A 22,278-nucleotide genomic window follows, 5' to 3' on the forward strand; every position below is an offset into this window, starting at 1 on the left:
GCCGGGGCCGTGCTGCCGTCACCGGGCTCGACCCAGCGGTGGTCGGGCTGCCCGAGCCCTCAGGCGGCGGGCCGGAGACGTCACCCTCACGCTCGGAAGCCTGCTCGACGACCAGGTGCAGGCTTCGGCGGAAGCGCTGAAGGACGCTCTGCTGGGTCTCCTGGGCGGGAGCTTCGGGGGCCAGCCGACGGGTCAGGCGCGAACGCGGTGAGTCGGGGGGCGAGTTCGGCCCCGTCGGTGGGGAGTCGGGCGCGGGCCGGCCAGGCGTCTGCGGTCGGGAGAACAAGCCACTCAACCGGCTCGGTGGGCCCGGCGGCGAGTCGGGCAGCGGCCGGGATCGCCCGTCCGGGGAACCGACCGGAACCGGACGGGTGGCACGCGCGCTCGGTGCCGGGTCGCTGACGTGCTCCCGGAGAGGCGTGGCGGTCGCGGACCGGGCGATCCCCTCCGGCCCCTCGACCGGAGCGTCACCGGGCGGGTGGTCCTTCTGCCGTGGGAGCATGCCCGCGGCGACCGGGCCGACCGGCGCGTCCAGCAGCCCGCGGGCGTGGACGTCCGACCGCTCGCCCCCGATGTCCACCGCCCGGCCGTCCGGACCGAGCACGAGGATCTCCGACTCCGGCGAGCGGAGCTGCCCGGACCAGAACATGGTGTGCGGCCCGTCCACCCGGGCATCGTGATCGAACAAGCCCGGCTGCTGCGGGTCCACCCATCGCAGCGTCACCGTCGGCCCGCGACCGTCCGCGACGACCCAGTAGACGTGCGCGCGGTCCCGCTGCGGCCGGGCGACCACAAGCGCCATCGCGCCCGGCTTGTCCGCCAGGTAGGCCAGCACCCGGGCGCCGTCGTGGGTGGTGGCGGTGTCGCCGCCGAGCGTCCGGAGCAGGTCGGCGGTGTCGGCGACGGATGGTCCCCGCCGGCCGGCGGGGACGAGGCCGGTGCCGGCCAGGCCGGTGCGGGGGCCCGGATTCGACCGGCGGCCGTGCACCTTCGCGAACACGTCCCAGGCCAGTGGCACGCAGTCCAGGCCGGGGTCGCCGGTGGCGCCGGGCCGCTGCTCGCGCCGGCGGAGCCAGTCGTCGAGCACGGACATCCGGGCCGCCGGGTCCGCCGCCACGGCACGGTCCCACGGGGGTACGCGGTCCGGCGCGCCCCCCGTGGCCGGCGCCGTGCCGGGCGTCGCGGGCGTGCCGATGTCGGCGGGTGCCAGCGGTTGCGGGACCTGCGCGTATTCCCCCGGCACGACCCGGTCGGGCCCGGTGCCGGCCGTGCCGGGCGCGGTCTTCTCGGTGCCCGGCCCGGTGGACGCGTCGCCCGCGTTCTGGCTGGCCGTGCCGCCCGGTCCGGTGGCCGTGCCGCCCGGTCCGGTGGCCGTGCCGCCCGGGCTGTGGCCGGCCGTCCCCGGGGCGGTCGCGGCGGAGCCCGCGGGCTGGCCGGCGGACGTGGGCGTGCCGGACGTGGCCGGCCCGCCGGCCGGGCCGACCGATGCGGAGGTGCCGGGCGCGAGCGGGGTGGCGGGTATCGGCGCGTCGGCGCGCGCCTGCTCGGCGTCCGCCCGGCCGGTGTCCACGCCCGACGCCGGGCCGCCGTCGAACGCGTCGGAGCCCGACGCGGCGTCGAGGAGGTCGCGGACCGACGAGGTGTCGGAGAAGTCGGACAATGAGGAGGTGTCGGAGAAGTCGATGTCATCGAACGTCTGGCGTGCCGACCGCGGATCGTCGAACGGCGAGTCCGCGTAGGGCGAGGTGTCCGACTGTGTCGCGGTGTCCGGCGCCGACCGACCCGGGGCCGCCTCGCCGGCCGTGGCGCCCGGTTGGGCCCGATCCCCGCCCGCGGCGTTGTCACCGGTGCCGGTGCCGGTGCCGGTGCCAGTGCCTGCGGCTGTGCCTGTACCTGCGCCCGTGCCCGTGCCTGCACCTTCGCCCGTGCCTGTACCTTCGCCCGTGCCTGTACCTTCGCCCGTGCCTGTACCTTCGCCCGTGCCTGTACCTTCGCCCGTGCCTGTACCTTCGCCCGTGCCTGCCCCTGCCCCGGCACCTGTGCCTGTGCCTGTGCCCGGGACGGTGCCGGAGGCGGTCCGGTCCGGCGTGGCGTCCGCGCCGGTCGTGCTCGTCGGGTCGACTGGACGGGCCGTGTCGGGCAGTGCGGTCGGTTCCGCCGCCGTGTCGACGGCCGTGGGATCGACCGTCGCCGGGCTCGCGTCGTCGCGCTTGCGGTCGGGGGAAGGGTTGTTCGGGTAGAACCGGTCGTGCAGGGCCGTGCCGGCCGATCCGGCGCCCGAGTCGAGCGTGCCGCTGATGGCGCCCGAGGTGGCCGCGGCGGCGCTGACGCTGAACCCCTGGCCGTTGGCAGCGGAGACGGTACCCCCGGCGATCACCTCGATGGCGACCGAGGCGGCGACCTCGGTGACGAACTCCCCGGTGTGCTGGCGCACCTGCTGCGGGCGGGTGGGCGGGGCGGTGCCGGCCCGCACCGGGACGTCGCGCCCGACGGGAACCGGCACGGGTGGCGGCGGCGGGACCGGACCGGGAGCGGGGGTGGGACGCGGGGGAGGCGGCGCGGGGACCGGCTTCGGGGTGGGGTGCGGGGTCGGGACCGGTGGGGTCGGGACGTCGGTGAGTTGCCGGGGCCGGACGGGAACCCGGTTCAGGAGCGCGCCGATGTTGCCGAAGGCGGGGCCGAGCACGGCGACGACGAGACCGGCGATGGTCCCGTCCCGGACCGCCTGCCAGAACTGCGCCTGGTCGAACGTCCGGCGTGTGCCGAGCCGCATCTGGATCCGCTGGATGATGGCGTCCATCAGCGCCTCGGTCAGCGCCTCCGTGGCGACGGCGCCCAGCGCCGCCAGCATCAGGCGGCTGAACAGCAGCCTGATGACGAAGCGGAAGATGGCGATGCGGGCGGCGAGCCAGGCCATCGCCATCCCGGGATTGATGAAGGCCGCCGCGAAGGCCCAGACGAACTCGATGAACATCTGGACCGTCGACCCGAGGATCATGAACTTCTGGTACTGGGTCCGCATCGCGGCGTTCTCGGTGGTGGCGCTGGCGTTGTGCAGGTGCGCCGCCGTGTTGCTCACATAGCCGGGCGTACGGACGTAGTCCTGCATGCTGGCCACGAAGGCCCGCTGCGTCTCGCCCCCCACGCCCTCCTGGACCCGGCGTACGGCGCCGGCCAGCTTCGGCTCGGCCGCCTCGACGAGATCGGCCGCCGTCTTCAGCTCCCGGGCCAGCCGGCGCATCTTCTCCGCGCTGGCGCCGGGGAACTTCTGGTCGGTCAGCCAGTAGAGGAAGTTGGCGAGCCGGTCCGGGATCTCAATCTCCACGGCCGGCCCCTCCGTCGATCGGGGCCGGCGTCGAGGTGACGCCGGCCGTCATGGACGCGTTCCGCCGAAGGAGGCGACGTCCGTGTTCAGTTCCTCGACCGCGCCGAGCAACTGGTTGAGCGCGGTCACCTGGTCGGCGTCGCCCGCGGACAGGTCCCGCAGCCCGTACAACAGCATGCGGATCTGCTCGACCTGGGCGGCCAGGCCCTCGTTGAGGATCTGGTCGGACGCGTCGCGGATCGTGGTCGCGACCGGCAGGCAGTCGTCGACCGCGGCGTTGAGTGTGTCGATGACGTTCTGCATGTGCCTGACGAACGGCGCGAACGACTCACTGCGCAGCAGGTCGGTGTCGGCGTGCAGCGGCGGGGTCGGCATGCGTCAGCCCCGCTCCGCGTCCGGCACGCCGGGCAGGTCGGGGACCTGCCGCATCGCCTGGCTGATCATCTCGTCGATGTCGGCGGTCCCGTTGATCATGTCCATGATCGGCAGGGACTGGGGGAGGACCGCCGAGAACATCGACGCGACCTCGGCGACCGCCTGCCGGCGTGCCTCCGCGATGGTCTCCACCAGCAGCTCGCTCAACTCCCGCGGGGGCATCGAGCGGTACCCGCGCGAGTGGAACGTGATGTCGACGACCTCGCCCTGGGCGTCGACGACGACGGACAGCGCCCGGTTCCGGGACCGGACCGTGATCCTCCTGTCCGCCATGTCGTGCTGCACCCGGGTGATGGCCTGCTGGCTCTGCTCCAGCTCGGTGTAGGCCCGATCGATCTCGTCATGCCAGGAACCGGACATGCTGTTTCGCCTTTCCTCTCGACTAGCGGTTTCCGCGCCCGCGTGACGGCTCGTGGCCCGGCTGCGGCGTGCGGGGCGGTGCGGGCGTGCGGGTGGGCCGGCTGGCCGGCTCGGGTTCGAGCTCCTCCCGCCCGATGACGGCGACGGTGACGTCCGGATCGGTGCCCCAGACCTCTTCCTCCTCGGCCAGCCAGGTGCTGCGCTCGCGCTCCTTCTCGTTCTGGTTGCCGCCGCCCCCGCCGCCCATGGGCGGCATGAACGGCATGCCGCCCATGGCGCCCATGCCGGCGCCGGCCGCGCCGGTCGAGCCGTCCGCGCCCGGCGTGGCGTACGCGGCGGCGCCGGGCAGCGCGGCGAGGTTCTCGCCGCCGGAGGCCACCGAGCCGGCGCCCAGCGTCCCCGGTGGCAGGCTGCCCAGCCCGGCCGCGGCGTAGCCCGCCGGAGGCGTCCCCAGGGGACCGAGGGCGAAGCCGCTCGGCTGCCCCGGTGTCCGGATGCCGCTGGAGCCGAGGTCGCCCAGTTCCGAGCCGCTCGACCCGAGGTCGCCGGGATCGACAGTGGCCGGGGTGCCTCCGGAGAGCCCACCTCCGACGGTGTCGTCGTCGAAGCCGGAGCCCGAGGCGCCGGCGCCGCTGCCGGAGCCACCGCCGACGCTGCCGCCGCTGCCGCCGGCGCCCAGTCGGCCCGGCAGCCCGCCGCCGCTCGCCATGCCGCCGCCGACCAGGGCCGGACCGCCCGTGCCACCGCCGGTCTCCCCGCCGGACGCGCCGACCCCACCGGCGCCGTCGAGGCCACCGCCGGGACCGCCCGCGCCGTCGAAGCCGCCGGAGCCGCCGCCGGCGCTGTCGAAACCACCGGACCCGCCGTCGAAGCCGCCGCCGGCGCCACCGAACTCGCCCGCTCCGCCGGGACCGCCCGCGCCGCTGAAGCCGCCCGAGTCACCACCGAACTGCGTACCGCTGCCGCCGCCCGGCGGGGGGATGGCGGCGTTCGAGACGCCGCCGCCGCTCCCCCCGGGTGGTGGGGCGGCGCCGTCGAAGCCGCCGCTGCCGCCGGGCGGCGGGATCGAGCCGCCGGAGCCCCCGCTTCCGCCGGGTGGTGGGGTGGCGCCGTCGAAGCCCGGTGGCGGGGGCCCGTCGAGGCCGGGTGGCGTGTTGCCGTTGCCGGACCTTGGGTACGGCACGTGCGGCAGGGCGATGACGCCCCGCCCGAACGCCGCGATCAGGTCGTTGTAGCTCTTGATGAGCAGCCGGGTCGCGGTCTGCGAGGCGGTGTCCAGCTCGTCGTAGCGGCTCTGCCACTCCCGCTTCAGGTCGTTGTTCAGGCGTACCCACTCGGACTGTTTGATGACGTCGTAGGTGGCGTTGCCGGCCTTGCCGAGGATCGACCCGAAGTTCAACGTCCAGGTCTCCTGCCGGTCGCCGGTCGCCGCCGACCTGTCGACGTTCGCGTCCGCCGCGTCGACCTGGCGCTCCATCTCCTTGAGCAGCGCGTCGACGAGGGTGTTCGGGTCGTGGTGCTGATACGCCGTGTAGGCGCTCCACGCGTCCTTGAGGCGCTGCCGGAACCGGTCGATCTCGGTCGCGGTCAGGTCGAGCACGTGCGGCCAGCCGGTGTCCACGTAGTGGTTGTAGTTGAGCTCGAACCGGCCGCTGATGTTCTCGGCGAGGCGTTGCATGCCGAGCGCCATGTCGTGCATCGCCCAGGCGAAGACGTCGGCGGCGGAGCCGTCGAACGACCCCCCGGCGTGGACCTCGTCGTACATCGCCCGGAGCCGGGCCTGGCCGGGGCCGGTCAGATAGGTGTGCACGTTGCGGAAGCGGGTGGCGACGTCGCGGAACATCGCCGGGTCGAGGTACTGGTTGGTGTCGATCCCGTCGATGATCGCCCGGCTCGCGTCGATCAGCGTCTTGGCCTGGCGTGCCGGCGAGTTGTCGCCGCCCTCGTAGAAGTAGACCGTGGCGCGGATGAGCTGGAAGTTGGCCATGTCGTTGTAGGCGCGGTACCGGTAGATCGTGATCTTGTTCCAGTCGTTCCCGTTGGGCATCCAGTGCTCCCACGGGCGCTGGTAGTCCTGTTCCGTGGCCGCCGAGGTCTCCCAGAACGACATGTCGAGGCCGAGCCAGGCGGGGGTGCTGACGCGGGACGAGTCGATGTCCTTGTCGGTGCCGAGAACGACCCGCATCGACTCGTCCCAGTCCATCGGCTGTGTCATCTGATCCCCTCAACTTCGACCGGCGGCGCACGTCCGGGTCGTCGGCCCGTACGGCACCGCCGCCCAGCGCGATGGCGTGCTGGGGCGGCGATGCCGGCGGGAGTAGTGGCTACTTGCCGGGCGTCGGCGAGGTGTTCCATGCCGGCGCGTTGGCGAGGAACTCCTGCGCCTGGTGGCCGTTCATGCCCTCGGTGTCGTTCGTGATGGCCATGAAGTTGGTCAGCTGGGCAGCCCGGTTGGTGGCCGTGTCGCGGATCTCCGTGAGCCGGGCGCTCAGGTTCGCGCCGACGCCGGAGACCGCCTTCTGGACCTGGTTGCCGAGCGAGAAGCTGCTGTGCCCGGGCTTGAGGCTGATCCCGGCGATGTCACCTCCCGGCGAGGCGGTGACCTCCTCGGAGATCAGGGTGTTGGAGCTCGCCGCCCGGGTGAGATAGGCGTCGTCGGTGGTGATCGGCATCGCGGCCCCTCCTAGACGTTTCCGCCGAACAGCGCCGCTCCCTGACTGTCCGCGATGTGGTAGTTCTCCCGGATGCTGTCGATGGCGGTGGCGCCGCTTCCGAGCGACGCCTGCATCTTCGCCAGCCCCTGGTGCCAGGTCTGCTGCGCCTGCTGGTACGCCGTGGCGGCGCCGCCGGCGTTGTTGGCGATGAACTGGTTGACGTACCCCTCGAGGGTGGTCAGCGAGTTGTCGATGGCCCGGGTGACACCGCGCAACTCCTCACCGGAGTCCAGCAGGCCGTTCGGGTTCAGGGAATAGGTCGCCATCTGCTCTTCCTCTCGTCAGTTGGTGTACCAGCGGGCGTTCTGGGCGGCCTCGTCCTCGACGTTGGACGAGATGTTCAGGTGCTGGGTCATCGCGGTGCGCAGCATCTCGAGCCCGCGCCGGACGTCGTTCAGGCCGGTCCGCCACTCGGCGAGCGAGTTGCGGTACTGGGTGGCGGCGTCGCCGCTCCAGGGCACCGACGAGCTGACCGCGTCGACCGACTGGTCGGCGGCGTTCACGTCGGCCATGGTGGTCTCGAAGGCGCTGAGCGTCTGGGTGATGGTGGCCTGATCCACCTGGTTCAGCGGTGAGGTCACGGTGTTCCTCCTACATCGGTGGTGGTGGACGGGGTGCCGGCCGGGCCGGCGGATCCTCGGGGTGTCACCTCCTCGCCGCCGCCGAGTCCAGGACCGGCCCGGTCGGCAGCAGGGACAGCAGGTTGGCCGGCACGACCCGGGCCGCCTCGACGGTGAAGCCGAGCGCCCGGACCACGTCGGCGCCGGCGACCGGGAACTTCACCCCGGCGTCGGTGACCAGGAAGTAGCTCGTCCCGTTCAGTTGCCCGGCGCGGCCCTGCCGGACCAGTCCACCCACCCCCGGCGCCACCGACACCGAGGTGGCGGTCTGCTCGGTCCGGTTCACCCCCGGCGTGTCCCCGGAGGCGGTGACCGTCGGGACCGCCCGCGCGGTCACCCGGGCCGGCCGGTCCGTCGTGGACCACTGCACGCACCAGGTGTCGCCGGCCGCCGGGCTCGCCTGGACCGGCGGTCGCGGCGGGAGGCCGGCCGGCAGCGCCGGCTGCTTCGACACCGGTAGCTGGCCGAGTGCCCCGGCGCTGAGGTCCACCGGACGTACCGTCGAACCCGGGTACGCCGCGGCGGTCGCCGGGTCGCCGAGCACCAGCGCGAGCGCGGTTTCGGCGAGCGGGCTCAGCCCGTCGCGCAGCAGCAGGAAGTAGCGGTCGGCGGTGCCGACGACGCGGGCCACGAAGACCTGACCGATCCGGGTGGGTCGCCCGTCGACGACCGGTCCGGCGGCGCCCCGCCCGGCGACCGGCACCGGGGCGACGTCCGGGCCGGGGGGAAGCTGGTTGAGCCAGTTCGCCGTGACCACCGGGGCCGCGGGGTAGCCGAGCACCCGCGGGATCCATGGCCGGGTCAGCGTGAAGCGCTGCCCGTCCCAGATCAGGAACAGCTGCCCGCCCGGCGAGGTCACCACGAAGCCGCCGTCCGCACCGAGCGGGGTTCCGCCGGCGCCCGGGGCGAGGGTCAGCAGCGTGCCGGCGCGCGCCGTACCGGTCCGGTCCGTCCCGCCCAGGGCGCAGACACTCCACTGCGCCCCGGCCAGCGCCGCCGGCGCGGGCGGTGAGTCGGGCGCGCCGACGATGCCGATCGGCGTGCCCCGGGGTACGGAGGTCAGCGACGCCGCGGAGACGGTCACCAGGGCGGGCCGCCGGCCGAAGATCAGGGCCGCCGACGTGTAGTTGTGCACCGGCCGGAGCCGGCCGTCGACGAGCACGAACCGGCCGCCCGACTCCTTCTCGACGATCAGCGTGCCTGGCTCCCGCCAGCGGGTGGCGCCCCCCGGCTTGAGCAGGCCGTAGACCACGGCCCCGGCGACCACGAGGCAACCGACCAACAGCCCGGCGATCATCCCGGTGAGCAACCGCCGGTGCGGGTTCTCCAGCGCCTCCGGCTCGGCCATCACCAGGGCGGCGGTGAGCCGCCCGGTCATGTACGACTGGGCCTGCACCTGGTCCCGTCTCGACTGCACCGCGCTCAGCCCCCGATCCCACGGGCGAACCGGTACACGTCGAGCACGGCGAGGAGGACCGGCAGGACGGCCGTGGCGGCCAGCGTCTGGAGCAGGTCCCCGAGCCGACCCCAGTACGGGGTGAGCCGGCGATCGGGCATGGTCCGCGCGATGAGCAGCAGCAGGGCGGAACCGAGCGACACGGCGAGCACCGGGGCGGTGACCCGCGCCAACGGGCCGCTGGATGCCACCGCGCCGAGGGCGAGGGTGACCGCGCCGACCGCGGCGGGCGCGAGCTGGGCCAGCCGGTGCCACGCGCTCGTCATCGTCCGGGCGGCCAGGCAGCGGACCAGCGCGACCAGGCCGACCAGGGTGGCCGGTGCCCAGCCCGGGGCGATGCCGACCACGACCACGGCCACCGCCGTCGGGGCGGCGATCCCGGCGTACAGCGCGGTCATCGCCCGGTCCGCGACGGCGGCCTGGGGCAGCAGCGTGCCGCTCGGAATCGGGTCGAGGTCCTCCTGGAGATGCTCCGGCTGCGTGGGCAGCGGCGCCATCCGCAGGCCGGCGAGCCGGAAGGCGACCAGCGGCACCACCATCGTGGCCAGGGTGGCCGCCACCAGCATCGCACCGGCTGCCTGCACCGCGGTCAGGCCGGCGAACGCGGTGAGCGCGGTCGCCCCCGCGGCGAGCAGGCCGGCCACCAGCACGGCCAGCAGTGCCGGCCGGGCGTGCGCCGTCGTCGTCGCGGCGATCCCGGCGACGGCCAGGACGGCCACCGAGGCGGCGAACAGGCCCGGTCCGTCCGGCCGCAGACCGACCACCCCGACCCGCGGGTCGACCGCGAGCAGGCCGGCCAGGCCGGCGTACCCGGCGGCGGCGCCGGTGAAGGCGCTGCCGAACGGCCGGTCCCCGACGGCGAACGTGGCCACCAGCGCGCCGACCAGGCAGGCGGCGGCGAGCACGCCGGCCGCGCCCGCCCGGTGGCCGGCGTGGCCGGGCAGCGCGAGCGCCGCGACGCCGGTGGCCGCCAGCAGCACGGTCGCCGCCAGGGCGGCCCACCGGCTCAGCTCCGGCCGCCACCGGCCGGGCCGCTGCTTCATCCCGGTGGCGACGCCGTCGACCAGGTCGTCGAAGTCGGCCGGCGGGATCTGCTCGGACCGGGGACGCAGGTGGACCAGGTCGCCGTCGTGCAGGCCCAGCATGGCGACGGTGGAACCCTGGTCGAACGGCGCGGCGCCGAGGCGTTGCAGCACCCAGCCGCCGTGCAGCAGGCCGGTCTCGACCAGGTTCTCGCCCAGGTGCTCGACAAGCACCGGCAGCAGGTCCGACACCACCACGTGCGTCGGTACGGCCACCTCCACCTGGCGGGTGGGCCCGCAGACGGTGAGGCGGCACATCTCACCGGTGGCCGAGACAGTCATGGCCGAATCAACGGATGGGTGCCGGCCGAGTTCATCCGGCGGCGGAAAAATCTGCTCCCGCTGACCCTCCGCCCTCGGATCGTGCGTTGTAGTGCGTGCCGGCGACCCCGTACCGCCGGCATCGGAGGTGAACGGTGAGCACCGTCGTGTTCCGGCGCCCGGCCCGGCGGACCGGGCCGGAGACGCCCGCGGGCGAGATCAGCCTTCAGGAACCGCCGGTGCTGCCCGAGGTCACACCCGGCGGGCTGCGCAGCTTCATGACGATCCTGCCGATGATGCTGATGTCCGGCGTGATGGCGATGATGTTCCTCGGCGGTGGCCGCGGAGTGCTCACCTGGGTGATGGCCGGCATGATGGGCGTCGCCATGGTCGGCATGCTGGTCGGCCAGCTGGCGATGAGCGCCGGGGAGCGCAAGCACCGGATGAGCGGCGACCGCCGCGACTACCTGCGCTACCTGTCGCAGCAGCGCAGGCGCGTCCGCAGGTCCATCGACCAGCAGCGGGAGGCGTCCGACTGGCGGCACCCCGACCCGTCCGCCCTCTGGTCGGTGGCGCTCACCACGCGGCGGTGGGAACGGCGCCCCAGCCACCCGGACTTCCTGGAGGTCCGGGTGGGCACCGGCCGGCAGCGCCTGGCGACCCGGATGGCGCCGCTGCAGACCAAGCCGATCGAGGACCTGGAACCGCTGGCGGCGAAGTCGCTGCGGCGGTTCATCAACGCCTACAACACGGTCGCCGACCTGCCGGTGGCCTTGTTCCTGCCCGGCTTCCACCAGATCCGGATCACCGGCGACCCCGAGCGGTGCCGGGCGGTGGCGCGGGCGCTGGTCGCGCAGGTCGCCACGTTCCACGCGCCCGAGGAGGTCATGATCGCGGTGTGCGTGTCCGACGACGCCACCGAGGCATGGGAGTGGGCGAAGTGGCTGCCGCACCTGCAACACCCCACCGAACAGGACGCGGCGGGTCCGGCCCGGCTGGCGGCTGCCAGCACGGACGCCGTGGAGCGGCTGCTGGGGGAGGACTTCCTGGCCCGGCCCCGGTGGGAGGCGGGCGCCACACCGAGCCGGGACGAGCCGTTCGTGCTGATGGTTTGCGACGGCGGGCGGATCCCCGCCGGCTCCCGCCTGCTGTCCGGTGGTTACCGCAACGCGGTGCTGATCGACCTGGGTACCCCACCGACCACGGTGCCCCGCGGCCTGCTCTGGGCCGACCTCACCGACTCCGGGCTGGAACAGGTCAAGCACGACCAGGTCGGCCGGGAGGTCCGGTCCAACCTGGCCCGGCCGGACGAACTGGCCCCGGCCGAGGCCCGCAGCCTGGCCCGGATCCTCTCGCCGTACCGGCTGAGCATCACCACCGAGCCGGCCGCCGAGGCGCTGACCACCGACTTCGACATCGGTACGCTGCTGGGCGTCGCCGACCTGAGCCACCTGGACCTGACGCACGCCTGGGCCGCCCGCCCGCCCGCCCGCCGGCTGCGGATCCCGATCGGCATCGACGCCGAGGGCGCGCCCGTCGAGCTGGACATCAAGGAGTCGGCCCTGGACGGCATGGGCCCGCACGGGATGCTCATCGGCGCCACCGGCTCCGGCAAGAGCGAGCTGCTGCGCACCATCGTGCTGGGGCTGGCGATGACCCACTCGTCGGAGATCCTCAACTTCGTGCTCGTCGACTTCAAGGGCGGCGCCACCTTCCTCGGCCTGGACCGGCTTCCGCACACCTCCGCCGTGATCACCAACCTCGCCGACGAGGCCGCGCTGGTCGGCCGGATGCGCGAGGCGCTGCACGGCGAGCTGATCCGCCGCCAGGAGCTGCTGCGGCAGGCCGGCGGGTTCACCTCGGTGCTGGAGTACGAGCGGGCCCGGGCCCAGGGGCAGCCGCTGGACGCGCTGCCGACCCTGTTCGTGGTGGTGGACGAGTTCAGCGAGCTGCTGGCCACGCACCGGGACTTCATCGACACCTTCGTGATGATCGGTCGGCTCGGCCGGTCGCTCGCGGTGCACCTGCTGCTGGCCAGCCAGCGTCTGGACGACGGCCGGATCGCCGCGCTGGAGACACACCTGTCGTACCGCATCGGGCTGCGCACGTTCTCCGCCATCGAGTCCCGCACCGCCATCGGCGTACCCGACGCGCACGAGCTGCCGACCCAGCCGGGGAACGGCTTCCTGCGGGCCGACGTGTCGTCGCTGCTCCGGTTCAAGGCGGCCTACGTGTCCGGGGCGCACCGGCCCAAGCACAAGCGGCTCGACCTCGCGGTGGTGCAGCGGCAGGTGGTGGCGTACCGGCTCGGGTACATCCCCGTCGCGGCGACCGAGCCGCCGGAGCAACCGGCGGCGGCCGGACCGGCCGACCCGCCCGACGAGCGCGGCCCGAGCGTGCTCGACGTGGTCGTGGACCAGTTGGTCGACCAGGGCCCACCGGCGCACCAGGTCTGGCTGCCGCCGTTGCAGCAACCACCGACCCTGGACCAGCTCCTGCCGGCGCTGGCGCCCGACCCGGAGGCCGGGTTGCGGGCGGTGGGCTGGCCGGGCAACAGCCTGCTGGTGGTGCCGGTGGGCTTCGTGGACAGGCCGTTCGACCAGGCCCGCGAGTTGCTCGTCGTGGACCTGTCCGGCACCGGCGGCCACCTGGGCATCGCCGGCGGCGCGCAGAGCGGGAAGTCCACCCTGCTGCGCACGCTGATCTGCGCGCTGGCGCTCACTCACAGCCCCCGCGAGGTGCAGTTCTACTGCCTCGACTTCGGCGGCGGCACGCTCGGCACGCTCGCCGACCTGCCGCACGTCGGCAGCGTCGCCAGCCGGCTCGACGCCGACCGGGTCACCCGCACCATCGCCGAGGTGAGCGCGCTGATCGCGGAGCGGGAACGGCGGTTCGCCGCCGAGGGCGTGGACAGCATGGCCGCCTACCGGGCCCGGCGGGCGGCCGGCCTGGACGACGACCCGTACGGCGACGTGTTCCTCGTGGTCGACGGCTGGTTCACGCTGCGTCAGGAGTTCGAGGCGGCGGACGCGGCGGTGCGGCAGATCGTCGCCCGGGGCCTCAACTTCGGCGTCCACCTGCTGCTCACCGCGTCCCGGTGGTCGGAGGTGCACCACGGCATGCGGGACCTGATCGGCAACCGGCTGGAGTTACGCCTCGGCGACCCGGTCGACTCGGCGATCGACCTGCGGGCGGCGGCCACCGTCCCGCACGTGCCCGGGCGCGGGTTGACCGCGCAGAAGGCGCACTTCCTTGCCGCCCTGCCCCGGATCGACGGCGTCGCCGACCCGGCCGGCGTGGCCGACGGCACCCGGGCGCTCGCCGCGGCGGCCCGGGACTTCTGGGACGGCCCGGACGCGCCGCGGGTACGCACCCTGCCGGCGGTGCTGCCGGCGACCGAGCTGCCGGCGGCCGACGGCGACCTCCGGTTGCCGATCGGCATCGACGAGGAGCGGCTGCGGCCGGTGTGGCACGACTTCGAGGAGTTGCCGCACCTCACCGTCCTCGGCGACGCGCAGAGCGGCAAGAGCAGCCTGCTGCGGTACGTGGCGGACGCGCTGGTCCGCCGTTACCCGCCACGGGAGGTGCGGATCATGGCGGTGGACTTCCGGCGGGCGCTGTTCGACCGGATCCCCGAGGCGTACCGGCTCGGCTACTCGGTGTCCGTCGACTCCACGAAGGCCACGGTGGCCGAGGCGATCGAGGGCCTGAAGCACCGGATGCCGGGCACCGACGTCTCGCCGGAGCAACTGCGGGCCCGGGACTGGTGGTCGGGTCCCCGGCTGTACCTGCTCGTCGACGACTACGACATGATGGGCGGGCACGAGAGTCCGCTGCTGCGGCTGGTCCCGTACCTGGCACAGGGGACCGACATCGGGTTCCACATGGTGTTGACCCGGGCGGCCGCGGGCGCGATGCGGATGTCCATGGATCCCCTGGTCCGCCGGCTACAGGAGACGAACAGCCCGGACGTGGTGCTGTCCTGCCCGCCGGGTGAGGGCCCGTTGCTGGGCAACACCAAGCCGAGGATCCTGCCGCCGGGTCGCGCGCTGCTCTGCACCCGCCGGGGGGCGAGGGTCATCCAGACGCCGTACCTGGACCCCGGGACGCCGGCTGGCGGTGTCCCCGCCGGATCCGGACCCCGGCGCCGATCAGCAGCGCCACCGCCGTGATCGCGGCGGCGAGCAGCCCGGAGCGGGCGACCGCCGGATCGGCCGGCGGGGCGGTGGCGACCGGGACGGGGCCCGCGTCGAGCCGGACCGGTCGGGTCGCCGCGCCGGGATCGAGCGCCGTCATAGCGGCGTACGGGTCGACCGTGCCGGCCGGCGCGTAGGGCGTCCGCTCGGCCGTGCTGACCAGCCGGTCCCGGACCTGAGCGGCGGTCAGCTCCGGGTGGTACCCGCGGACCAGCGCGGCGGCGCCGGCGACGTGCGCGGCGGCCACCGCCGTCCCGCCGACCGTGTAGTGGCCCGCGCCGGTCGGGCCGGGCACGACCGCGTCCTTCGCCGGGGCCAGCACGTCCAGGCCGCTCGCCGGCGGCGCCAGCACGGTGCCCCGGCCGTTCGCGTCGACCCCACCGACCGCCAGGACCTGCGGGTACGCGGCGGGGTACCACACCGGCGGCGGTTGTCCCGTGGTGGACGCCGGCCCGTCGTCGACCGGCGCGACGACGAGGACGTCGCGCCCGGCGGCCCGGGTCACGGCAGCGCGCAACGCCGGGGTGTCGGCCACCTGGCCGGTGCCGACCAGCACCACGTCCGCGCCCGCGTCCACCGCGGCGTCGATGCCGTCGGCGATGGACGCCGGCGTCGTACGGCGCTGCGGGCCGATGATCCGGAACGGCAGCACGGTGGCCTCGGGGGCCATCCCCACCACGCCCGTGCCGGAGGTGGGCCGGGCGGCCACGATCGCCGCCAACGCCGTACCCCGACCCAGGCAGTCCGACCGGGCGGGGCCGCCGGAGACCACGTCCCGGCCGGGCGCGACGGCGGCGCGCAGGCCGGCGGCGGCGCCGCTGACGCCGGAGTCCAGGACCGCCACCCGGACGCCCCGGCCCTGGCTGAGTGAGCGGGTCAGGTACGGCGCCATCCGGGCGACCGGCCACGGGGTGCGCTCGCCGTACCGGACCGGGGACGGGCCGACGCAGCCGGTCAGCGCGGCGGGCAGGGCGGGCGGGTCCTCGTCGGCGACCGCCGGGGTGACCGCGGTGGCCAGGTGCAGGCCGGCGATCAGCGCCACGGCGGCGCACGACGCGGCGGCACGGGCCACCGGTCGGGACGAGCGGGGCATCGGCGCTCCCTACTGGTTCAGATACGTGCGCAACGCCTGCTTGGCGTAGTGGGCCCGCGACTTGACCGTCCCGACCGGGACGCCGAGCCGCTCCGCGACCTCGCTCGGGGTGCGGCCGTGGAAGTAGAGCTCGATCAGCACACCGCGCTGGTCCGGCCGCAACCGCAGCAGCGCCTCGCGGACCGCCCGTGCCGACACCACGTCGGCGATGGTGTCCTCGGACACCGACAGCTTGGTGAGATCGTCCATCACCACCTCGGACGGCCGGGACCGGCGCGACCTCAGCATGTCCACGACCAGGCGCCGGGCCACCGTGTACAGCCACGGCCGGAACGTGTCGATGTCGGTGTCACCGTTGCGGGACAGGTGACGCCAGGCGCGGACGAACGTCTCCTGCAACAGATCCTCGGCCAGCTTGCGGTCGCCCAGGGTGAGTTTGACCAGATAGTTCAGCAACTGCTTGCTGTGCAGCTCGTGCAGCCGGGTGAGCTGGGCGTCGGCCCGGCTCGTGGGGGTGGCCGCCGCATCCGCCGGCGTGGCCTGCCGCGCCTCGCCCGACCGCCCCCGTGGCGGGTTCCAGGCGGGATGATCGGCCATCGCGGTCATCGGACCCTCCATTGTCGTCACTGTCATGACGCTCCCGTGATCCGGCCGGCGAGACATCGTTGAGCCCAGTGATTTCTTGCACGCGTGTGAACGTTTCGAACCGGTGCGACGAAGTAGCGGTGACGGACCACTGCCCGACCGTTTCCGAAGGAGGCGTCCTGTGACGGTCGCCGCGTACCACCACCTGCTCCTCCGGGTCGCCGGCTGGGTGCCCGACGCGTTGGTCAGCGTTGCCCGCGACAGCCTCGTCCGGGGGGTGACCGGCGACGTCGCCGCGATGGTCGGATACGCGGCCACGATCGGACGGTTCCCCCTCGTCGACCGGGACGCCGAGCGGATCGGGGCCGCCCTCGGCGAGGTCCCGCCGGTGCTGCGCGCCGGTGACCGGCCCGTCCTCCCGCCGGTCGTGTTCACCCGTACCCCGCCGGCCGGTCCGCTCCCCGACGGCGAGCCGGTCCCGCCGGCCGGCGCGGCGGACCCGGCACCGATGGACGGCGTGGCCGACGACCTCGATCAGATCGACCGGGCCTGCGTCGACGCGGTCGAGCTGGAGTCGGAGGGGACGGCGAGCGCGGTGTGGCGGGTCTGGCGGTCGCCGGACCGGCTGACGGCGTGGCCACCGCCGAGACGGGTGTACCTCGTCCGGGCCGCCGCCGACGGGGAACTGCTCGCCCTGGTCGCGGCCCGCCTGCAAGAGGTGCTGGAGCACGCGGGCGAGACGGACCCGCAGGTCGAGCTCTTCGCCGAGCCGGACGACCTGCCGCCGTACCAGCGGGCCGCCCTCGCCGTCGCGGCGCTGATCTGGGCCGCCGACGGCACCGGGGCGACCCCTGCCGCGCGGGTCCGGCCCCGGGTGGCACGACTGCTCGATCCGGGCGTACAGCCGGGCGTCGCGTCCGGCCGGGAGGATCTCGACGCCGCCGAGCGAGACCGGATTCTGGCTTTCCTGACCGGAGGCGTGCCGGTCCTGGCCAGCACAGCCCTGATGGACGACGTCGTCGGCGGCGGGCCGGCCGTGGTGCCCATGACCTGCCGGTCCGACGGCGCGTGGGTGTGGTCGGACGGCGTGGCCTACTACCTGCGCACCCACGGGTTGGCGCCGGAGGAGGACTTCCTGCGGCACATCCGCTCGGCCGGCTACCGGGCGGGGGCACCGGACACCATCGCCGCCCAGTTCGCGGTGCGGGCGCTGGCCGACGCGGGAACGGCGGGTCCGTGGTGAGGTCCGGGGACGGCCGGTGAGCGCCGCGGTCGCCGTCGAGGCGCTCGGCGCCGCGCTGTTGCTGCGGGGCGGAACCGGGCCGGTGGGCGCGCTACGGGCGGTGACCACCGCCCTCCAGCGGGCCCACCCGGAGACGGTGCTGGTGACCGCGCCGGCGGTGACCGGTCGAGACGGGCTCTTCGCACTCGTCGCCGAGGCCCTGGCGGGCGCACCGCCGTCCGAGAACCGCCTGCGGCTCGTCCTGCTCGGTCGAGGGCCGGACGCGGCGGCCCGCCGCGACGGCGCCCGTCTGGTCGCCCGCCGGCTCGGCCGGCCGGTCACGGTCTCGCTCGGCCCGGTCACGGTCGCGCTGGACGGCACCTGCGTGTCGGTGGCCGAGCCCGACGGTCGCCGCCCGGATCTGCCCGACACCGGGGCCGGATGGTACGCCGTCGGCGGTGCCGGACCGGCCGAGGAACGGGAGGAACCGCCCTGGTCACCCGCGCCGCCGTGGTCGACGCTGCCCGCGCCGCAGCGGTGGGCCGGGCCGGACCTGGTGGCCCGCCCGGTGCCCGCCGGGCTGTGGCTGGTTCCGCCGGACGTCCGGCCCGGCGGGACGGTCGGCGGCCTGCCCCGGGAGCCGGACGCCGCCACCATCTTCGTCGGCGGGTGCGGCGCGCCGGTGCCCGTGGCGGAACTGTGCCGGGCGGTGGCCGCGCTGCGGCCCGATCCGGTGTCCCGGCTGGTGCTGCTGCCCGGCGCGGTGCCGGCCGGCACACCCCCGGCACGGCTGCGTCACCTGCCGGTGCGGCTGCGCTCGGCGGTGCCCGCACTGACCCCGACCGGCCGGCGGCTGGTGCCGGTGGCCTCCGACGGCACGGTGGTCGCGGCGGTCGGGGAGTTCCCGTCGGCTGACGGCCCCGACCCGGTCGGCGGCGTGCCGCCGGACGCCGCCGAACCGGGGCGGCCCGCGGGCGCCGCCGGTCCGCCACCGCACAGTGGTTCCTGGACCCCACCCGGCCCGGATCCGGCCGGCCCGGCACCGCGCACCGGTCCATACACCACCGGCCGCCGGCCGGTCACCGGCCATGCCACCGCCGCGGGATGGTCGTTCCTGGACGGCGCCGACGACCTCGGCGTCACGTCCGCCGCCGCCGGGACGGTGGTCGAGGTCGCCACCGACCACGACGGCTTCGTCGTCGGTGACCGGGTGATCGACGCGACCGACTTCGCCGACCTGCTCACCGCGGTCCTGGGACCCGGCGTGGGACCGCTGGTCCTGGCCGGGCCGGACGATGGCCGCCCCACCTCGCTCGCCGCGGACCTGGCCGCCGCCCGGGACGCCACGGTTCTCACCTCGGCCGGCCCGGTGGCGCTCACCGCGACCGGGGTGCTGCTGGCTTCGGCCGGGTTCCGCGCCCACCGGCCCGCTGCGCCGTCGCGCCCGGTCGGCTCGGTCCTGCCGGCCTCCGGTGCCGGGCTGGACGACCTGGCCGCCCGGTCGACGCCGTACCCGCCACCCGCGTCCGGGCCCGCCGCCGCTGACGCGGAGGGCACGCGGATGGACCCGGCCTCCGGGCTGCTCGCCGCGCTGGGCCCGGCCTTTCCCCGGTACGCCGCCGAACTGGCCGACGCGCACCACAGAGCCGCGGTGACCCCGGGCGAGGAACCGCGCCCGGAGCTGGTGGCGTTGTGGGTCTACGGCACGCACGACCGGGCCGACGTCAACGCCTACCTGCGGGAAGCGCCGGCATCCGGATCGGAGCCGGTGGACGGCGACCGGGCGTCACGCGCGGCGGCCGTCGCGAATGGCGTGGTGGCGGCGCTGCCGCTGCTGCCTGTGGTGTTCGGTCCGGTCTTCGCCGCCACCGGCGTGCCGGCGGTCGGCACGCCCGGCCAGCACCTCACCGAACCCGGATTCGTCGACGCGCGACTGGTCCCGGGCGGCCACCTTGCCGCGTCGGTCGAGTACGTCATCTGGTCGATGACCGCCCGCCGCCTGGACGGCGTCTTCGTCGCCGGGGCGCCGGTCGCGGTGTTTCCCCCGGGCAGCCGCTTCGAGGTGCTCGCCGTCGACCCGGTCGGCGAGCGGTTCCGGGTGTACCTCGCGGATCTCGGCGCCGGTCGGCCGGCCGATCCGGACGAGTTGCTCGCCCGACTGCGTCGGGATGTGCCCGACGCGCCGGACGGGGACGCCCCGCTGATCGCGCCGATCGGCTTCGCCGACGCCGGCCGACCGTTCGCCGGGCTCGGGTGACGCCCGGGCTGACGGCCGGCCGGCGCGCGTCGGTGCGGCGGCCCCGCGCGCCGGTCAGGAGACCGGGGCGAGCAGCCAGGTCTGGTTGGCGTTGGGGGCGGCCGGGTCGGCGTTCCACTGCTGGACCGCGACCCCGTCGGCGGTGCCACCGTCCCGGACGTCGAGCAGGAATCCGCTCGTCATGTTGCGGATCGAGTACCGTCCGGAGCCGACGCTCCGGAAGCACCAGGACTGGTTGGCGCTCGCCTGGTACCACGTCCACTGCTGCATCTGCGTTCCGTTGGTCGAGGTGCCGTCGGTGTTGTCGAGCGACTTGCCGGACCGGACGTTGATCAGCTGGTAGCAGCCGGATGGGCCCGCCACCATACGCCAGTGCTGCGCCGAGCCGGCCGCGTCGCCGCTCTGCGTGATGCGCGCCCCGTCGGCGCCCGAACCCTGGCTGACCCCGGCGGACTTGCCGGTCGCGAGGCTGACCAGGCGCACGGTGATCCCGGCCCGCGGTGCGATGTGGTCGGGGCGCGTGACCCGCCGGACCGCCGACGGCTGCGGAGAACGGGGTGCGGGCGGGCGTCGCGCCGCCGGGGACCGCGACGCGGCGGGCGAGGGCGGGCCCGCGACCGGCGCGGGATCGCTCGACGCCGGAGCCGACGGCGGCTCCGGGGGACTCGGTGATTCGGTGGGTTCCGTGGGCAGCTCGGTGAAGCCCGGCTCGGGCGCCGCGGAGGGTTCCGGCATCTCCGAGCCGGACGGCGGCGACGCGGTGGGCCGCGACCCGTCGCCGCCGGCGGTCACCCAGATCGCCGCCGCGAGCAGGAGTACGCCGGCCGCCACGATGACCTTGACCGGCACCGCCGGCCGACGCGGCCGGTCCGGTACGGGGGTGACGTCCGGGTCGGCGGTGACGTCCGGGTCGGCCGGTTCGTCGGTGTTCCCGCCGGTCTCCGCCGCCTCGGCCTCGGCGACGGTCCACACGAGACGCGGCTCGTCCTGATCGGCGTCACCGGCGGCGCGTTCCCAGTCCTGCGCCTGGTCCCACTCGTCCTCATGAGGATCTCGGTTCACGGTCGTGTCTTCCCTCTCCACCGTGTCGATCCGGCGGGGCGGTCGGTTCCGCCCGTCCGAAACGACGATCCCCGGCACTACGTACCGCCGGCCGTCCGGGTTCACCACAGGTGCGGCCGGCGGCCCACCCGCGGCGGGTCGGCGGCCCGCCGGCTGCGGGCGATCGCCGCGCACCGCTGACCGCAGTACCGTCCCGCGCCCGTGCGGCCGCAGGTGACCGGGGAACGCCTGCACTGCGCGCAGAGCAGGGGCACCGCCTCGGTCCGCCGCCGGGTCCGATAGAGCAGCATGCCGCCGCGGATGATCCCGTTGTCGCCGTTGGCCAGCCCGTCGGCCAGGCACGCCTTGCGCACCGGGCAGCCCAGGCAGATGCGCACCGCCAGGCTCCGGTCCGGGCAGTTGTCGGTCCACCAGTTGGCGTCCGAGCCGGCACAGGCGGCCTGCCGCCACCAACCGGACGCCTTCTCCTCGCCCACGTCCCACCTCCTCCGGACCCGGCACAACTCCCGTTCGTCCGCCACCGCAGCCCACCGGCGGTACGACGGCGGAGACTCACCGTTCTCTACGAACAGGCGGGCCCCGGGTTCACCCGGGACCCGCACGAGGTGCCGCCCGTCAGCCCGCGGGGAGCAGCTTCCAGGTCTGGTGCGCGTTCGGCGCGGCCGGGTCGGCGCCCCACTGCTGGATCGTCACCCCGTCGCCGGCGCCGCCGTCGCGCAGGTCCAGCAGCGCTCCGCTGGCGGCGTTGCGGATCGAGTACCAGCCGCCGCCGACGGAGTGGAAGCACCAGGTCTGGTTGATGTTGCCCGGGCCGATCGTCCACTGCTGCATCGGCGTGCCGTCGGCGTGACTGCCGTCGGTGAGGTCCAGCGCCTTGCCGGAGGACCCGTTGGCCAACTGGTAGCAGCCCGACCCGGCCGACACCAGGCGCCACCGCGTGGCCGCGCCGGCCGTGGACCGTTGCACGACCGAGGCCCCGTCCGACGTCGATCCGCCCCGTACCCCGACCGGAAGGCCGCTGGCCCGGCTCATCACCTGGACCATCAGACCGTTGCCGGGCGCGACCGCCGACGGCCCGGCGGTCATGGTGGCCCGTGGCGGGGTGGGCCCGGCGCTGACCGTCGCCGGCGGGGTGGTCGAGGCCGGCCGTGGCGCCGGGGCGGCCGGCGACGCCGGCGCCGCCGACCACCCCGACGTCGGTGGCGCCGCCGGTCCGGCCGGGCCCTTGGCCGGCGGGCTGGTCGGGGCCCGCCGCGCCGTCGGCGTCGGGCTCGCCGTCGCGTCGCCCCACCCCTCGGGCGGCACCGGCTCGACCGGCGCCTCGGTGCCGGTCGACGACTGATCGGCCTCGGACGTCGGTGCCCGGTCGGACAGCCCGGCCACGGTGTTCCAGCTGGCGGCGGCGACCGAGGTGGCCACCGCGACGGCGCCCAACCGGACGAGCCCTGTCCGCCGGCGGCCGGACCGCCGGTGCGACCGGATCGGGCCGCGCCGCGTGAACAACGCGCCGTCGGACGCCCAGCCGTCGTCCTCGTTCGCGGAACGCTTCACGCTCCTACGCCTCCTCCGGATCGACGATTCGCCATCCACAACGTCGGGCGGGGGCCGGT

Annotated in this window: 17 protein-coding genes (1 of these 17 cut by a window edge); 3 read left to right on the forward strand and 14 right to left on the reverse strand. The window is 75.1% G+C overall.

From position 1 onward, the window contains the following. From AB0B02_RS28530 to eccD, 9 genes are all read right to left on the reverse strand, one after another. On the reverse strand, nt 1-3,325 hold the 5' portion of the coding sequence (locus AB0B02_RS28530) for a hypothetical protein (RefSeq protein ID WP_357305418.1). The gene continues 24,491 nt to the left of window position 1, outside the view; 3,325 of the gene's 27,816 nt are visible here — the first part of the coding sequence; its start codon is at nt 3,323-3,325; the stop codon falls past the left edge of the window. A 48-nt stretch (nt 3,326-3,373) separates the two neighbouring features. After that, nucleotides 3,374-3,700 carry a hypothetical protein gene (locus tag AB0B02_RS28535; protein ID WP_357305421.1) on the reverse strand — a complete coding sequence of 109 codons (327 nt, stop codon included), beginning with the start codon at nt 3,698-3,700 and terminating at the stop codon, nt 3,374-3,376. Nucleotides 3,701-3,703: 3 nt separating this feature from the next. Beyond that, nucleotides 3,704-4,120 carry a YbaB/EbfC family nucleoid-associated protein gene (locus AB0B02_RS28540; protein ID WP_281938978.1) on the reverse strand — a complete coding sequence of 139 codons (417 nt, stop codon included), beginning with the start codon at nt 4,118-4,120 and terminating at the stop codon, nt 3,704-3,706. Between the two features lie 22 nt (nt 4,121-4,142). Continuing rightward, nucleotides 4,143-6,335, reverse strand: a complete 2,193-nt coding sequence (locus AB0B02_RS28545; protein ID WP_357305424.1) for a WXG100 family type VII secretion target — start codon at nt 6,333-6,335, stop codon at nt 4,143-4,145. A 109-nt stretch (nt 6,336-6,444) separates the two neighbouring features. Then, entirely contained in the window at nt 6,445-6,792 is a 348-nt protein-coding gene (locus AB0B02_RS28550) for a hypothetical protein (protein WP_281938982.1), read from the reverse strand. Nucleotides 6,793-6,803: 11 nt separating this feature from the next. After that, complete coding sequence (locus AB0B02_RS28555; protein WP_107157657.1) at nt 6,804-7,100, reverse strand: WXG100 family type VII secretion target; 297 nt, start codon at nt 7,098-7,100, stop codon at nt 6,804-6,806. Nucleotides 7,101-7,115: 15 nt separating this feature from the next. After that, nucleotides 7,116-7,415, reverse strand: a complete 300-nt coding sequence (locus AB0B02_RS28560; protein WP_281938983.1) for a WXG100 family type VII secretion target — start codon at nt 7,413-7,415, stop codon at nt 7,116-7,118. Nucleotides 7,416-7,479: 64 nt separating this feature from the next. After that, complete coding sequence (gene eccB / locus AB0B02_RS28565) at nt 7,480-8,871, reverse strand: type VII secretion protein EccB (RefSeq protein WP_357305429.1); 1,392 nt, start codon at nt 8,869-8,871, stop codon at nt 7,480-7,482. A 5-nt stretch (nt 8,872-8,876) separates the two neighbouring features. Then, nucleotides 8,877-10,274: a type VII secretion integral membrane protein EccD gene (gene eccD / locus AB0B02_RS28570; RefSeq protein ID WP_357305432.1), complete on the reverse strand. Its 1,398-nt coding sequence runs from the start codon at nt 10,272-10,274 to the stop codon at nt 8,877-8,879. A gap of 134 nt (nt 10,275-10,408) precedes the next feature. Between eccD and eccCa the strand changes: the two genes are divergently transcribed. Next, on the forward strand, nt 10,409-14,425 hold the full coding sequence (eccCa, locus tag AB0B02_RS28575) for a type VII secretion protein EccCa (RefSeq protein ID WP_357305435.1): 4,017 nt from the start codon (nt 10,409-10,411) through the stop codon (nt 14,423-14,425). Here eccCa and AB0B02_RS28580 read toward each other — a convergent pair. Then, the gene (locus tag AB0B02_RS28580; RefSeq protein ID WP_357305438.1) at nt 14,331-15,542 is read right to left on the reverse strand and encodes a S8 family serine peptidase; all 1,212 of its coding nucleotides are present in this window, start codon (nt 15,540-15,542) and stop codon (nt 14,331-14,333) included. The genes eccCa and AB0B02_RS28580 overlap by 95 nt on opposite strands. 9 nt (nt 15,543-15,551) lie before the next feature. Beyond that, nucleotides 15,552-16,148: a sigma-70 family RNA polymerase sigma factor gene (locus AB0B02_RS28585; RefSeq protein ID WP_281938993.1), complete on the reverse strand. Its 597-nt coding sequence runs from the start codon at nt 16,146-16,148 to the stop codon at nt 15,552-15,554. 160 nt (nt 16,149-16,308) lie between these two features. Here AB0B02_RS28585 and AB0B02_RS28590 point away from each other — a divergent pair, with 160 nt between their 5' ends. Together AB0B02_RS28590 and AB0B02_RS28595 are read left to right on the forward strand one after the other, a co-directional pair. Further along, nucleotides 16,309-17,370, forward strand: a complete 1,062-nt coding sequence (locus AB0B02_RS28590) for a hypothetical protein (RefSeq protein WP_281938995.1) — start codon at nt 16,309-16,311, stop codon at nt 17,368-17,370. 16 nt (nt 17,371-17,386) lie between these two features. After that, nucleotides 17,387-19,606, forward strand: a complete 2,220-nt coding sequence (locus AB0B02_RS28595; protein ID WP_281938997.1) for a hypothetical protein — start codon at nt 17,387-17,389, stop codon at nt 19,604-19,606. 54 nt (nt 19,607-19,660) lie between these two features. On the opposite strand, the gene AB0B02_RS28600 is transcribed toward AB0B02_RS28595, so the two are convergent. From AB0B02_RS28600 to AB0B02_RS28610, 3 genes are all read right to left on the reverse strand, one after another. Beyond that, nucleotides 19,661-20,668, reverse strand: a complete 1,008-nt coding sequence (locus AB0B02_RS28600; protein WP_357305443.1) for an RICIN domain-containing protein — start codon at nt 20,666-20,668, stop codon at nt 19,661-19,663. Nucleotides 20,669-20,769: 101 nt separating this feature from the next. Then, nucleotides 20,770-21,144 (reverse strand): WhiB family transcriptional regulator, encoded by a 375-nt coding sequence (locus AB0B02_RS28605; RefSeq protein WP_357305447.1) that lies wholly within the window; start codon nt 21,142-21,144, stop codon nt 20,770-20,772. Between the two features lie 139 nt (nt 21,145-21,283). Beyond that, nucleotides 21,284-22,219: an RICIN domain-containing protein gene (locus AB0B02_RS28610; protein WP_281939003.1), complete on the reverse strand. Its 936-nt coding sequence runs from the start codon at nt 22,217-22,219 to the stop codon at nt 21,284-21,286. Between the last annotated feature and the right edge of the window lie 59 nt (nt 22,220-22,278).

This window comes from Micromonospora sp. NPDC049240 (genome assembly GCF_040647835.1).
Lineage (GTDB): Bacteria > Actinomycetota > Actinomycetes > Mycobacteriales > Micromonosporaceae > Micromonospora.